General features: G+C 67.9%; 12 protein-coding genes. 10 read left to right on the top strand and 2 right to left on the bottom strand.

Features of this window, described 5'->3' with window-relative positions; genetic code table 11:
* Window positions 1–59 precede the first annotated feature (59 nt).
* From LG388_RS23025 to LG388_RS23000, 6 genes are all read left to right on the top strand, one after another.
* The gene (locus tag LG388_RS23025) at window positions 60–1,214 is read left to right on the top strand and encodes an acyl-CoA dehydrogenase family protein (RefSeq protein WP_225784885.1); all 1,155 of its coding nucleotides are present in this window, start codon (window positions 60–62) and stop codon (window positions 1,212–1,214) included.
* A gap of 19 nt (window positions 1,215–1,233) precedes the next feature.
* Window positions 1,234–2,349 carry an enoyl-CoA hydratase/isomerase family protein gene (locus LG388_RS23020; protein ID WP_225784884.1) on the top strand — a complete coding sequence of 372 codons (1,116 nt, stop codon included), beginning with the start codon at window positions 1,234–1,236 and terminating at the stop codon, window positions 2,347–2,349.
* A 71-nt stretch (window positions 2,350–2,420) separates the two neighbouring features.
* Window positions 2,421–3,308: a 3-hydroxyisobutyrate dehydrogenase gene (gene mmsB / locus LG388_RS23015; protein WP_225784883.1), complete on the top strand. Its 888-nt coding sequence runs from the start codon at window positions 2,421–2,423 to the stop codon at window positions 3,306–3,308.
* A 133-nt stretch (window positions 3,309–3,441) separates the two neighbouring features.
* Window positions 3,442–4,347 (top strand): methionine ABC transporter ATP-binding protein, encoded by a 906-nt coding sequence (locus LG388_RS23010; protein ID WP_225784882.1) that lies wholly within the window; start codon window positions 3,442–3,444, stop codon window positions 4,345–4,347.
* A complete protein-coding gene (locus tag LG388_RS23005; protein ID WP_225784881.1) occupies window positions 4,340–5,002 on the top strand; it encodes a methionine ABC transporter permease in 663 nt (220 codons plus the stop codon). Before LG388_RS23010 ends, LG388_RS23005 begins: the two co-directional genes overlap by 8 nt.
* A 79-nt stretch (window positions 5,003–5,081) precedes the next feature.
* Window positions 5,082–5,894, top strand: a complete 813-nt coding sequence (locus LG388_RS23000) for a MetQ/NlpA family ABC transporter substrate-binding protein (protein ID WP_225784880.1) — start codon at window positions 5,082–5,084, stop codon at window positions 5,892–5,894.
* A gap of 113 nt (window positions 5,895–6,007) precedes the next feature.
* Here the strand turns inward: LG388_RS23000 and bfr are convergent, their stop codons facing one another.
* Window positions 6,008–6,484 carry a bacterioferritin gene (gene bfr, locus LG388_RS22995; RefSeq protein ID WP_225784879.1) on the bottom strand — a complete coding sequence of 159 codons (477 nt, stop codon included), beginning with the start codon at window positions 6,482–6,484 and terminating at the stop codon, window positions 6,008–6,010.
* Window positions 6,485–6,810: 326 nt separating this feature from the next.
* On the opposite strand from bfr, the gene ahpC reads away from it, so the two are divergent.
* A complete protein-coding gene (gene ahpC / locus LG388_RS22990) occupies window positions 6,811–7,386 on the top strand; it encodes an alkyl hydroperoxide reductase subunit C (RefSeq protein WP_225784878.1) in 576 nt (191 codons plus the stop codon).
* Window positions 7,387–7,521: 135 nt separating this feature from the next.
* Window positions 7,522–9,138: an alkyl hydroperoxide reductase subunit F gene (ahpF, locus tag LG388_RS22985; RefSeq protein ID WP_225784877.1), complete on the top strand. Its 1,617-nt coding sequence runs from the start codon at window positions 7,522–7,524 to the stop codon at window positions 9,136–9,138.
* Between the two features lie 68 nt (window positions 9,139–9,206).
* Here ahpF and LG388_RS22980 read toward each other — a convergent pair whose 3' ends face one another.
* A complete protein-coding gene (locus LG388_RS22980; RefSeq protein WP_225784876.1) occupies window positions 9,207–10,028 on the bottom strand; it encodes a pyruvate, water dikinase regulatory protein in 822 nt (273 codons plus the stop codon).
* A gap of 190 nt (window positions 10,029–10,218) precedes the next feature.
* On the opposite strand from LG388_RS22980, the gene ppsA reads away from it, so the two are divergent.
* Both ppsA and LG388_RS22970 read left to right on the top strand, forming a co-directional pair.
* Entirely contained in the window at window positions 10,219–12,612 is a 2,394-nt protein-coding gene (gene ppsA / locus LG388_RS22975) for a phosphoenolpyruvate synthase (protein ID WP_225784875.1), read from the top strand.
* A 211-nt stretch (window positions 12,613–12,823) separates the two neighbouring features.
* On the top strand, window positions 12,824–13,291 hold the full coding sequence (locus LG388_RS22970) for a hypothetical protein (protein ID WP_225784874.1): 468 nt from the start codon (window positions 12,824–12,826) through the stop codon (window positions 13,289–13,291).
* Window positions 13,292–13,446: the final 155 nt, after the last annotated feature.

Below are 13,446 nucleotides of genomic sequence, written 5' to 3'. Positions count from 1 at the left end.
GCAGCGGGGGCAGGTCGGTGCGGCCGGCCCCGCCGCACGAAGCGAGAAGGCAAAACGCCATGGACTTTGAACTGAGCGAAGAGCAGCGCGCCTTTGCCGATAGCGCGCGCGAGTTCGCGCGCCACGCGCTGGCGCCGCATGCGGCCGAATGGGACCGCGGGGCGATCTTCCCGCGCGAGGCCATCGCGCAGGCCGGCGAGCTGGGCTTCTGTGGCCTGTACGCGCCCGAGCGCATCGGCGGCCTGGGCCTGCCGCGCCTCGATGCGGCGCTGGTCTTCGAGGAGATGGCGGCGGTCGATCCCTCGACCACGGCCTTCATCACCATCCACAACATGGCGACCTGGATGCTGGGCACCTGGGGCACGGACGCCGTGTGCGCGAAATGGGGGGACCAGCTCACCAGCGGGCGCAAGCTGGCGTCGTACTGCCTCACGGAGCCGGGCGCGGGCTCGGATGCGGGCTCGCTCAAGACACGCGCCGAGCTGCAGGGCGGCGAGTACGTCATCGACGGCGGCAAGGCCTTCATCTCGGGCGCTGGTTCCACCGACGTGCTGGTGCTCATGGCGCGCACGGGCGGCAGCGGGCCCAGTGGCGTCTCGGCCTTCGCCGTGCCGGCCGACGCGCCCGGCATCAGCTATGGCAAGAAGGAACACAAGATGGGCTGGAACAGCCAGCCCACGCGCACCATCAGCTTCGACCACGTGCGCATCCCGGCCGACCATCTGCTCGGCAAGGAAGGTGAGGGTTTCCGCATCGCCATGAAGGGCCTGGACGGCGGGCGCATCAACATCGCGACCTGCTCGGTGGGCGCGGCGCAGGGCGCGCTCGATGCCGCGCGCCGCTACCTGCACGAGCGCCAGCAGTTCGGCAAGCCGCTGGCCAGCTTCCAGGCGCTGCAGTTCAAGCTGGCCGACATGGCGACCGAGCTGGTGGCCGCGCGCCAGATGGTGCGGCTGGCCGCGAGCAAGCTCGACGCGCAGCACCCCGACGCCAGCACCTATTGCGCGATGGCCAAGCGCTTCGCGACCGACGCCGGCTTCCACGTCGTGAACGAGGCGCTGCAGCTGCACGGCGGCTATGGCTACCTGGGCGAGTTCCCGCTCGAGCGCCTGCTGCGCGATGCGCGCGTGCACCAGATCCTCGAAGGCACCAACGAGATCATGCGCGTGATCGTTTCGCGCAAGCTGCTCGAAGGCGACGCCGACATCCGCTGACTTGCTGTCCAATCCCCCCATGACTGACGCTGTAGTTCTCTTCGACACCCTCCCCACGGCCAACGGCAAGCGCTTCGGCGTGGCCACGCTCAATGCGCCGGCTTCCCTCAATTCGCTCTCGGTCGCGATGGTGCGGCTGCTCACGCCGCAGCTGCGCGCATGGGCCGCCGATCCGCAGATCGTGGGCGTGCTGCTGCAGGCCGCGGGCGAGAAGGCCTTCTGCGCCGGCGGCGACCTGCGCCAGCTCTACCAGACGCTGCGCGATTGCGGCCCGAACCGCAACGAATACGCCGAGCGCTTCTTCGGTGAGGAGTACGAGCTCGACCACCTGATCCACACCTTCCCCAAGCCCTTCCTGTGTTGGGGCCACGGCATCGTGATGGGCGGCGGCGTGGGCCTGATGGTGGGCGCCTCGCACCGCGTGGTCACTGAAGGCAGCCGCGTGGCCATGCCCGAGATCAACATCGGCCTGTTCCCCGACGTGGGCGGCAGCTGGTTCCTGCGCCGCGCGCCGGGCCGCACGGGCCTGTTCCTGGCCTTCACGGCGGCGCAGGTCAACGGCAGCGACGCCATCTTCTGCGGCCTGGCCGACGTGCTGGTGCCGCATGCGCGCAAGGCGCAGGTGCTCGAAGCCATCGGCGCCACGGCCTGGAGCGGCGCCGACCGCGCCGACCGCGCGCTGCTCTCGCGCATCCTGGCCACGGCGGCCGAGGGCGTGGAGCGCCCGGCCTCCAAGATCCGTGCGCATTACGACACCATCGAAGCGCTGATGGCCGGCGAGAGCCTGGCGGACATCGCCGAGCGCTTCGCCCGCTTCCAGAGCGAGGACGCCTGGCTGCAGGGCGCCGTGCAGGCCTTCGCCAAGGGCGCGCCCAGCTCCATCGCGCTGAGCTGGGAGCTGTGGCAGCGCGTGCCGCGCATGTCGCTGGCGGAGGTCTTCCGCCTCGAATACTGGGCCGCGCTGGGCTTTTGCGCGCACCACGACTTCGCCGAGGGCATCCGTGCGGTGCTGGTCGAGAAGGACCGCAATCCGAAATGGCAGCCCGCGCGCCTGGCGGACGTCACGCAGGACTTCGTCGACGACCACCTGAAGCCGCGCGGCGAGATGGCGCCGGAGCTGGTGCCGCTGCGCTGAGCACCTGATCGCCTTGCAGACACGGCCCTCGCGCCGCCCCTTTTTCCAGAACAAGCACGGAGACAAGAAGCATGAAGATCGCATTCATCGGCCTGGGCAACATGGGCGGCCCGATGGCCCTGAACCTGCACAAGGCGGGCCACAGCGTGAGCGCCTTCGACCTGTCGAGCGCGGCGTGCGACGCGCTGCGCGCGCAGGGGGTGCCGATTGCCGATTCGGCCGCCGGCGCCGTGGCGGGCGCCGACGCCGTCATCAGCATGCTGCCGGCCAGCGCGCATGTGGAATCGCTGTACCTGGGCGACGGTGGCCTGCTCGCGAAGATCGCGCCTGGCGCGCTGGTCATCGACAGCAGCACCATCGCGGCCGCCACCTCGCGCAAGCTGGCCGAGGCCGGCGCGGCGCGCGGCATCGCGGTGATCGACGCGCCCGTGTCGGGCGGCACCGGCGGTGCGATCGCGGGCACGCTGACCTTCATGGTCGGCGGCAGCGAGGCCGACCTGGAACGCGCGCGGCCCTTGCTGGAAAAGATGGGCGCCAACATCTTCCATGCCGGCGGCGCGGGCGCGGGACAGACGGCCAAGATCTGCAACAACATGCTCCTGGGCATCCTGATGATCGGCACCTCCGAGGCCATCGCGCTCGGCGTGGCCAACGGACTGGACCCGAAGGTGCTCTCGGAGATCATGCGCCGCAGCTCGGGCGGCAACTGGGCGCTGGAGAAGTACAACCCGCTGCCCGGCGTGATGGAGAACGCCCCCGCGTCCAAGGGTTATGCGGGCGGCTTCGGCACCGACCTGATGCTCAAGGACCTGGGCCTGGCGCAGGAGAACGCGGCGGCCGTGAAGGCCGCCACGCCGCTGGGTGGCATGGCGCGCAACCTGTATGCGGCGCACAGCCTGGCCGGCCATGGCGGGCTGGATTTCTCCAGCGTCATCAAGCTGTTCCAGAAGCCCGGTTGAGTCCGCGAGGGCTGGAATAAGCTGCTAACCAAAGATTCGTTCGTTTGTGTAAGCGAAGCGCGGACAATCGGGCGTTTTGAGTTGGCGGCGCGTGCTTTCTGGCCCGGATGTGGGTCCATGCGCTGCTCCCCGAATGACTGCTCATCCTGTCCCTCTACGGGCGGGCGCTGCCCAGGCCCCTGGCGCAGCATCCGACCCGGTCATCCGCCTGCAGGCGGTCCAGAAGACCTTCCAGCTGCCCGATGGCCAGCGCTTCGATGCCGTGCGTTCCGTCTCGCTGGACATCGCGCCCGGCGACGTGTTTGGCCTGATCGGCAAGAGCGGCGCCGGCAAGTCCACGCTGCTGCGCCTGATCAACCTGCTGGAGCGGCCCGACGCGGGCCAGGTGCTCGTCGGCGGGCGCGACCTCACGGCCCTGTCGCGCAAGGAGCTGCGCGAGACGCGCCAGAACATCGGCATGATCTTCCAGCAGTTCAACCTGCTGCAAAACGCCACGGTGTTCGAGAACGTGGCCTTCCCGCTGCGCATCCACGGCCGCAATGCCCGGGCCGAGATCGATGCCCGCGTGCGCGAATGCCTGGCGCTGGTGGGTCTGGAAGAGAAGATCCACAGCTACCCGGCGCAGCTGTCGGGCGGCCAGAAGCAGCGCGTGGCCATTGCGCGCGCCCTCGCGCCCCGGCCGCAGGTGCTGCTGTGCGACGAGCCGACCTCGGCGCTGGACAGCGAGACCACGCAGTCCATCCTGGACACGCTGCGCGAGATCAACCAGAAGATCGGCGTGACCATCGTGATCGTCACGCACGAGCTGTCGGTGGTGGAAGCGCTGTGCCGCCATGTGGCCGTGGTGGAGCAGGGGCGGGTGGTGGAGCAGTTCGCCGTGCGCGAAGCCGGCGCCGAACGGGTGACCGTGCTCGGCCGCGAACTCGATGCGCTGGTGCGCCGCCGCGTGCGCGAGGCCGCGCTGGATCTGGAGCTCGCGCAGGAGGCGGCCCAGCTGCCCGCCGCGCTGCGCGTGGCCGGAGGTGCCGCCCATGTCTGAGAACATCATTGCCATCCTTCCCGAGCTGTGGCTCGCGGCCGGCCAGACCTTCCTGATGCTGGCCATCGGCCTGTCGGCGGCCGTGGTCGTCGGCGGCCCGCTGGGCGTGCTGATCTTCCTGCTCGGCCCGGGCCAGTCGCTGGAGAACCGGCCGCTGTACCTGGTGCTGAACTGGATCGTGAACACGGTGCGTTCCTTCCCCTTCATCATCCTGCTGGTGGCGCTGGTGCCGTTCACGCGCATCGTGGCGGGCACCTCCATCGGCCCGCTGGCGGCGGCCGTGCCGCTGTCGGTGGCGGCCATCCCGTACTTCGCGCGCCTGGTCGACCAGTGCATCCGCGAGGTGCCGCGCGGCGTGATCGAGGCGGCGCATGCCATGGGCGCCTCGGAGCTGCAGATCGTCTGGCGCGTGCTGGTGCGCGAGTCGCGCTCGGGCCTGGTGCTGGCGCTGACGGTGCTGGCCGTGAGCTTCCTGTCCTACTCGGCCGTGGCCGGGGTGGTGGGCGGCGGCGGCATCGGCGACCTGGCCATCCGCTACGGCTACTACCGCTTCCAGACCGACGTGATGCTGCTGACCGTGGCACTGCTGGTGGTGCTGGTGCAGATCATCCAGTTCGTCGGCAACCACATCGCGCAGCGGCTGGACAAGCGCTGAGTCTCTGGCCGTCGTCACGCGGTGCGTGTGCCCAGCGCGCGGCCTTCCTTTTTTTCGTTCTCTTCACTCTGGAATTCCCATGCTTCGTCGTTCCCTCATCGCCCTGTCCGTCGCCGCCCTGAGCCTGGGCGGCCTGCCGCTGCATGCGCAGGCCCAGGCGGCCAAGAAGGACCTGGTCATCGGCGGCACCGCCGGCTCCAACGTGGACCAGCTCAAGCAGGGCATCGTGCTGATCCTCGAAAAGAAGGGCTACAAGGTCCGCGTGGTCGAGTTCAACGACTACGTGCAGCCCAACCTGGCGCTGGCCCAGGGCTCGCTGGACGCCAACTTCTTCCAGCACCTCGTGTACCTGAAGAAGTTCGCCGCCGACCAGAAGCTGGACATCACCGAGCTGGTGCAGGGCCCGATCGCACCCATGGGCGTGTACTCCCACAAGCGCAAGACCCTGGCCGAAGCCAAGGAAGGCGACCGCGTGACCCTGCCCAACGACCCGAGCAACCTGGCGCGCGCGCTGCTGCTGCTGCAACAGAACAACCTGGTGACCATCAAGGAAGGCATCGATCCGCTGCGCGTGAGCGAGAAGGACCTGGCCACCAATCCGCGCAAGCTCAAGCTGATTCCGCTGGAGGCCGCCCAGCTGCCGCGCTCGCTGGGTGACACCGAGTACGCCATCATCAACGGCAACTTCGCGATTTCTTCGGGCCTGAAACTGACCGAAGCCGTGCTGCTGGAAAAGACCCCCGATCACTACCTGAATGTGGTGGCCGTGAAAACCGCCGACAAGAACAGCGCCTGGGCCAAGGACCTCATCGAGGCTTACCGCTCGCCCGAATTCAAGGCCGTGGTGGACAGCAAGTTCAAGGGCTACGCCAAGCCCAGCTTCCTGCAGTAAATCGCAGAGCGCCAGGGCCGGCAGGCCCGGGCCCCGCCCCGCAAAAAAGCCCCGCCACCGGTTCGCCGATGGCGGGGCTTTTGTTGGACTGCCGCACTGCCGCGGCCGACGAATCAGTCGGCGTCGCCCATCTGGGATTGCAGGTAGTTCTGGAGGCCGACCTTGCCGATCAGGTCGATCTGCGTTTCAAGGAAGTCGATGTGCTCCTCGGTGTCGTCCAGGATGCCCTGCAGCAGATCGCGCGAGACGTAGTCGCGCACCGATTCGCAGTGCGCGATGCCGGCCTTGATCGTGGCCTGCGCGCCCAGCTCGCTGCGCAGGTCGCATTCGAGGATCTCGGGCACGTCCTCGCCGACCTGCAGCTTGGCCAGGTCCTGCAGGTTGGGCAGGCCGTCCAGCATGAAGATGCGGTCCATCAGCTTGTCGGCATGCTTCATCTCGCCGATGGATTCCTCGTATTCCTTCTTCGCCAGCTTGTCCAGGCCCCAGTGCTTGAGCATGCGGTAGTGCAGGAAGTACTGGTTGATGGCCGTCAGCTCGTTCTTGAGCTGCGCCTGCAGGTGGTCGATGACTTGCGGGTCGCCTTTCATGGTGTTCTCTCTCGTTCGTGGCGGATGCGCGCCATTGTCCGGGCGCCCCGTGGCACGCTCAAGCCAAGCCCCCGCACTGGCGGTCTGCATGCGTTTGATGGTGAGTGCGGTTCGCAATCGTGTGGCCGCACAGGGCGGCGGTGCGCGGGCATGGCGATTGCCCGGCCGCGGCTGGCAGCCCCCGGGTTGCTGGCCGCGTCTTGAGCCTGACACGCGGCTTCTCCATAGTCACCGCGCCCCTCGTGAATAGTTTATTTCTATTGAATTGAGTGGTGCGATGCATATAATGAGTGCTCGTTTGTTTCACTGACCTACAAGGAAGCGCAATGTCCCTGATCAATACCCAAGTCCAGCCCTTCAAGACCACCGCCTACGTGAACCGCAACGGCAAGGGTGAGTTCATCGAGGTGACCGAGGCGAACCTGAAAGGCAAGTGGTCCGTCCTGATCTTCATGCCGGCGGCCTTTACCTTCAACTGCCCGACCGAGATCGAGGACGCCGCCGAGAACTACGCCGAGTTCCAGAAGGCCGGCGCCGAGGTCTACATCGTGACGACCGACACGCACTTCTCGCACAAGATCTGGCACGAGACCTCCGAAGCCGTCGGCAAGGCCAAGTTCCCGCTGGTCGGCGACCCCACGCACCAGCTGACCAACGCCTTCGGCGTGCACATCCCCGAAGAAGGCCTGGCCCTGCGCGGCACCTTCGTGATCAACCCCGACGGCGTGATCAAGACCATGGAAGTGCACTCCAACGAGATCGCCCGCGACGTCTCGGAAACCCTGCGCAAGCTCAAGGCGGCCCAGTTCACCGCCGCCAACCCGGGCCAGGTCTGCCCGGCCAAGTGGAAGGAAGGCGCCAAGACGCTGACGCCTTCGCTGGACCTGGTCGGCAAGATCTAAGCCGCAGCCGGCAACGACGGGGCGCTGCGAGCGCCCAGCAGCCGGACAGCGTCATGGCGCGCATGCGCCATGCCGTCCGGCTTTTTTTCGCCCGTTCGATCCCCATCTAGAACTCGACACTGAAAGGAATCCACCATGCTCGACGACCAACTTAAAGCCCAGCTCGGCGCCTACCTGGAGCGCGTGACGCAGCCGTTCGAACTGGTGGCTTCGCTGGACGACAGCGAGACTGCGCGCGACATGCGCAGCCTGCTGGAAACGATCCAGGGCCTGCGCAGCGACAAGATCACGCTGCGCTTTGACGGCGCCGACGCGCGCAAGCCTTCGTTCAGCCTGCAGCGCACCGGCGCCGGCACGCAAGACCTGAACCTGCGGTTCGCCGGCCTGCCGCTGGGCCACGAATTCACCTCGCTGGTGCTGGCGCTGCTGTGGACCGGCGGCCATCCGCCCAAGGTCGAGCAGGACGTGATCGACCAGGTCAAGGCGCTGGATGGCGACTACCAGTTCGAGGTTTTCATGGGCCTGGACTGCCACAACTGCCCCGACGTGGTGCAGGCCCTGTCGCTGATGGCCGTGCTGAACCCGCGCGTGAAGACCGTCGTCATCGAAGGCAATGCCTTCCACAAGGAAGTCACCGAGCGCGAGATCATGGCCGTGCCCATGGTGTTCCTGAACGGCGAGGCGTTCGGCGCGGGTCGCATGTCTCTGGAAGAGATCGTCGCCAAGCTCGACACCGGCGCTGCCGCGCGGGAGGGCGCCAAGCTGTCGGCCAAGGACCCCTACGACGTGCTGATCGTGGGCGGTGGCCCGGCCGGCGCCGCGGCGGCCGTGTATGCGGCCCGCAAGGGCATCCGCACCGGCGTGGCAGCCGAGCGTTTCGGCGGCCAGGTCAACGACACGCTGGCGATCGAGAACTACATCTCGGTGCTGGAGACCGACGGGCCCAAGTTCGCCGCGGCGCTGGAAGCCCACACGCGCGCTTACGACGTGGACATCATGAACCTGCAGCGCGCCGAGAAGCTGGTGCCGGCCGCGGAGCCCGGCGGCCTGGTCGAGGTGCACCTGGCCAATGGCGGCGTGCTCAAGGGCAAGACCGTGATCCTGTCCACCGGGGCGCGCTGGCGCAACGTGAACGTGCCCGGCGAGGCCGAGTACCGCAACAAGGGCGTGGCCTACTGCCCGCATTGCGACGGCCCGCTGTTCAAGGGCAAGCGCGTGTCGGTCATCGGCGGCGGCAACTCGGGTGTCGAGGCCGCGATCGACCTGGCCGGCATCGTGAGCCATGTGACGCTGATCGAGTTCGCCGAGCAGCTCAAGGCCGATGCCGTGCTGGTGCGCAAGCTGCTGAGCCTGCCCAACGTGACCGTGCACACCAATGCCCAGACCACCGAGATCACGGGGGCCGACGGCAAGGTCAACGGCCTGCGCTACAAGGACCGCGCGACCGGTGCCGAGCATCTCGTGGCGCTGGAAGGCGTGTTCGTGCAGATCGGCCTGGTGCCCAACACCGAATGGCTCAAGGGCACGGTGGAGCTGTCCAGGTACGGCGAGATCGTCGTGGACGCCAAGGGCCAGACCTCGGTGCCCGGCGTGTTCGCGGCCGGCGATGCGACCACCACGCCCTACAAGCAGATCGTGATCGCCGCGGGCGAGGGCGCCAAGGCCGCGCTGTCCGCGTTCGACCACCTGATCCGCAGCTCGGCGCCGGCGGCGGCTGCCCCTGCGGCGGTGAAGGAAGCCGTCGCGGCCTGAACGGGGCGGGCTTGTCGCAGGCGGTGGCGCAAGGGCGCCGCCTGCGGGCAGCTTCTCTCAGCGCCTGTTCAGTAGCTCAGCCGCTCGGGCCGCAGCTCCTGCAGGATGGTGGTCGCGATCTCTTCGATGGACTTGGTGGTGGTCGACAGCCAGCGGATGCCGGCGCGGCGCATCATGGCCTCGGCCTCGCTCACCTCGTGGCGGCAGTTCTCGAGGCTGGCGTAGCGCGAGTTGGGCCGGCGCTCGTTGCGGATCTCCGAAAGCCGCTCGGGCTGGATCGTGAGGCCGAAGATCTTCTTGCGGTGCGGCACCAGCGCGGGTGGCAGCTGACGGCGCTCGAAATCCTCGGGAATCAGCGGGTAGTTGGCCGCCTTCAGGCCGTGCTGCATGGCCAGGTAGAGCGAGGTCGGCGTTTTGCCGCTGCGGCTCACGCCCACCAGGATGACATCGGCGCCCTCCAGGTCGCGGTTGCTCTGGCCGTCGTCGTGCTGCAGGCTGAAGTCGATGGCGGCGATGCGGTCGTTGTATTCCTTGCTCTTGCTGACGTCGGAGAAGCGGCCGATGCGGTGGTTGGACTTCATCGCCAGCTCGATCTCCAGCGGCCGCACGAAGGTGCCGAACATGTCCAGCAGCATGCCCTTGCAGCCGGTCTCGATCACCTCCAGCACCTCCATGTTCGCGAGCGTCGTGAACACGATGGGCCGCAGGCCTTCGATTTCCGCCGTGTGGTTGATCTGCCGCACGGCCTGGTGCGCCTTGTCCACCGTGTCGGTGAAGGGCAGGCGCACGTGGCGCGGCTTGAACTCGAACTGGGCGAGCACGGCATTGCCGAAGGTTTCGGCGGTGATGCCGGTGCCATCGGAGACGTAGAAGACGGAACGGGTGCGCATGGGAGTGGGTCGCTGTCCTGCACGCGCAAGCAAAGGCCGCGCCTACAATCCCGTGCATTATCGGCACCCCCGACGTGTCCTGCCCCCTCTCTCCCATGCAGCCCCGCCGCGCACCCAGAGCAACGAGAACGATCGTGCCGCCGGCCCGCCTGCATGCGCGCCCCCGGTTTTTAAACTCTGGAGCTTTCCCATGTCTGCACTCTTCGATGCGACCGCCCTGGTCGTTCCGTTTGAGAACCTGAGAATGAGCGACGTCGAGGCGGTCGGCGGCAAGAACGCCTCGCTCGGCGAAATGATCTCGCAGCTGCCGCAGGGCGTGCGCGTGCCCACCGGCTTCGCGACCACGGCGCACGCCTTCCGCCAGTTCCTGGCGCACGAAGGCCTGAGCGAGCGCATCAGCCAGCGCCTGGCGGCGTTGGACATCGAGGACGTGCGCGCGCTGGCCGCGGCCGGCGCGGAGATCCGCGGCTGGATCGAGGCGCAGCCTTTCCCCGCAGACCTGGAACAGGGAGTGCGCGAGGCCTTCGCCAAGCTTTCGGCCGGCAACGACCAGGCCAGCTTCGCGGTGCGTTCGTCGGCCACGGCCGAAGACCTGCCCGACGCCTCCTTCGCCGGCCAGCAGGAGACCTTCCTGAACGTGGTGGGCATCGAGGACGTGCTGCACAAGATGAAGGAGGTGTTCGCCTCCCTCTACAACGACCGCGCGATCAGCTACCGCGTGCACAAGGGCTTCGCGCACGACGTGGTGGCGCTGTCCGCCGGCGTGCAGCGCATGGTGCGCTCCGACCTGGGCGCCGCGGGCGTGATGTTCACCATCGACACCGAATCGGGTTTCGACCAGGTGGTCTTCATCACCTCCAGCTACGGCCTGGGCGAGACGGTGGTGCAGGGCGCGGTGAACCCCGACGAGTTCTACGTGCACAAGCCCATGCTGGAAGCCGGCAAGAAGGCCGTGATCCGACGCAACCTGGGCTCCAAGCTGATCCAGATGGAGTTCTCCACGCCCGAGGAGAAGAAAGCCACGGGCAAGCTGGTCAAGACCACCGACGTCAAGGCCGAGCTGCGCAACCGCTATTCGCTCTCCGACGAGGACGTGGAGCAGCTGGCGCGCTATGCGCTAGTGATCGAGAAGCACTACGGCCGCCCGATGGACATCGAGTGGGGCAAGGACGGCACCGACGGCCAGCTCTACATCCTGCAGGCCCGTCCCGAGACGGTGAAGAGCCAGCAGCAGGGCAAGGCCGAGCAGCGCTTCAAGCTCAAGGGCAAGAGCACCGTGCTGGCCGAAGGCCGCGCCATCGGCCAGAAGATCGGCACCGGCCCCGTGCGCCTGGTGCACAGCATCAGCGAAATGGACAAGGTGCAGGCCGGCGACATCCTGGTCACCGACATGACCGACCCGAACTGGGAGCCGGTGATGAAGCGCGCCAGCGCCATCGTGACCAACCGCGGCGGGCGCACCTGCCACGCGGCCATCATCGCGCGCGAGCTGGGCATCCCGGCCGTGGTCGGCTGCGGCGACGCCACCAGCCTGCTCAAGGACGGCACGCTGGTGACGGTGAGCTGCGCCGAAGGCGACACCGGCTTCATCTACGACGGCCTGCTCGAGACCGAGGTCACCGAGGTGCAGCGCGGCGAGATGCCGCCCATTGCCACCAAGATCATGATGAACGTCGGCAACCCGCAGCTGGCTTTCGACTTCGCGCAGCTGCCCAACGGCGGCGTGGGCCTGGCGCGGCTGGAGTTCATCATCAACAACAACATCGGCGTGCACCCCAAGGCCATCCTGGACTATCCGCAGGTCGATGCCGACCTGAAGAAGGCCGTGGAATCCGTGGCGCGCGGCCATGCCTCGCCCAAGGCCTTCTACGTGGACAAGGTCGCCGAGGGCGTGGCCACGATCGCGGCGGCCTTCTGGCCCAAGCCGGTGATCGTGCGCCTGTCGGACTTCAAGTCCAACGAGTACCGCAAGCTGATCGGCGGCAGCCGCTACGAGCCCGAGGAAGAGAACCCGATGCTGGGCTTCCGCGGCGCGGCGCGCTACATCAGCGAAGACTTCGGCGAGGCCTTTGCGATGGAGTGCGAGGCGCTCAAGCGCGTGCGCGAGGACATGGGCCTGACCAACGTGCAGATCATGGTGCCCTTCGTGCGCACCCTCAAGCAGGCCGAGCGCGTGACGGGCCTGCTGGCCCAGCATGGTCTCAAGCGTGGCGAGAACGCGCTCAAGGTCATCATGATGTGCGAGGTGCCGAGCAACGCCATCCTGGCCGACGAGTTCCTGCAGTTCTTCGACGGCTTCTCGATCGGCTCGAACGACCTGACCCAGCTCACGCTGGGCCTGGACCGCGACTCCGGCCTGGAACTGCTGGCCGCCGACTTCGACGAGCGCGACCCGGCGGTGCAGGCCATGCTCAGCCGCGCGATCAAGGCGTGCAAGGCGCAGGGCAAGTACGTGGGCATCTGCGGCCAGGGGCCCAGCGACCACCCGGACTTCGCGCAGTGGCTGGCGGCCGAGGGCATCGAATCGATCTCGCTGAATCCGGACAGCGTGATCGACACCTGGCAGCGCCTCGCCCAGGGCTGACCGCCCGCCGCATGATGGCAGGCCGCAGCCGCGCTCGGGCGGCCGTGGCCCGGCGCCCGCATCTCGGGGTTTGCCCGCCCCGGGTGTGCCATAGGCTTCGGATGTGAGAAGAAATGTCACAATTTGACACTTCTGCGTGATGCGCACTCACATGGGCGCGTGGACGCGGCAGGCGCGCCGCTTCACCCGCCCTGGCCTGGAGACTTCGCCAATGATCTTGGTCAAAACCGAAATGGGCCATCAGGTGCTCAAGGACCGCTCGGTGCGGCTCACGCCGCGGCAGCGTTCGGCCTTCATCCTGTTCGATGGCAAGCGCAGCGTCGCCGAGGTGCTGCAAGCCAGCCAGGCGCAGCAGGACGACGTGGACAACTTGGTCAGCTTGGGCCTGCTGGCGCGGCCGCCGGCCGATGATGCGGCGCCGTCGCCTGGCGCCGCGACCGGGGCTGCCCCTGCGGCGGCCCCGACCGCGGGCGGTGAGCGCTCCGCGCAGGCGCGCTACCAGGCCGCCTATCCCATCGCCACGCAGCTCACGGCCAGCCTGGGGCTGCGCGGCTTTCGCCTCAACCTGGCGGTGGAGGCGGCCACCACCTGCGAGGAACTGCTCGCGCTGGTGCCCAAGATCCGGGCGGCCGTGGGCGCCGACAAGGCCGCGCCGCTCGAGCGCGCGCTGGCCCCCTGAGCGCGCTTGCTGCTATACTCGCGGGCTTTCCTTGCCACACCGCCTGGACGCGGCGGGTGGCTTTTCCGGCCCGAGCCTATGCAGATGGCGCGCCCTCGGGGCGCCAGCCAGACAGCCCGAAGCGGCTGCTGCGGGCAGGGCGCCAATCCTCAAGG

The sequence above is a fragment of the Xenophilus sp. Marseille-Q4582 genome (genome assembly GCF_916700565.1).
Lineage (GTDB): Bacteria > Pseudomonadota > Gammaproteobacteria > Burkholderiales > Burkholderiaceae_C > Xenophilus.
This window is presented reverse-complemented; position numbering and strand designations above follow the sequence as displayed.

Excerpts from the sequence above, each read along its gene's own strand:
- LG388_RS23025 (WP_225784885.1), top strand. The coding sequence starts at position 60 with ATGGACTTTGAACTGAGCGAAGAGCAGCGCGCCTTTGCCGATAGCGCG.
- LG388_RS23005 (WP_225784881.1), top strand. The coding sequence starts at position 4,340 with ATGTCTGAGAACATCATTGCCATCCTTCCCGAGCTGTGGCTCGCGGCC.
- LG388_RS22980 (WP_225784876.1), bottom strand. The coding sequence starts at position 10,028 with ATGCGCACCCGTTCCGTCTTCTACGTCTCCGATGGCACCGGCATCACC.
- LG388_RS22970 (WP_225784874.1), top strand. The coding sequence starts at position 12,824 with ATGATCTTGGTCAAAACCGAAATGGGCCATCAGGTGCTCAAGGACCGC.
- LG388_RS23020 (WP_225784884.1), top strand. The coding sequence starts at position 1,234 with ATGACTGACGCTGTAGTTCTCTTCGACACCCTCCCCACGGCCAACGGC.
- ahpF (WP_225784877.1), top strand. The coding sequence starts at position 7,522 with ATGCTCGACGACCAACTTAAAGCCCAGCTCGGCGCCTACCTGGAGCGC.
- LG388_RS23000 (WP_225784880.1), top strand. The coding sequence starts at position 5,082 with ATGCTTCGTCGTTCCCTCATCGCCCTGTCCGTCGCCGCCCTGAGCCTG.
- bfr (WP_225784879.1), bottom strand. The coding sequence starts at position 6,484 with ATGAAAGGCGACCCGCAAGTCATCGACCACCTGCAGGCGCAGCTCAAG.
- ahpC (WP_225784878.1), top strand. The coding sequence starts at position 6,811 with ATGTCCCTGATCAATACCCAAGTCCAGCCCTTCAAGACCACCGCCTAC.
- ppsA (WP_225784875.1), top strand. The coding sequence starts at position 10,219 with ATGTCTGCACTCTTCGATGCGACCGCCCTGGTCGTTCCGTTTGAGAAC.
- mmsB (WP_225784883.1), top strand. The coding sequence starts at position 2,421 with ATGAAGATCGCATTCATCGGCCTGGGCAACATGGGCGGCCCGATGGCC.
- LG388_RS23010 (WP_225784882.1), top strand. The coding sequence starts at position 3,442 with ATGACTGCTCATCCTGTCCCTCTACGGGCGGGCGCTGCCCAGGCCCCT.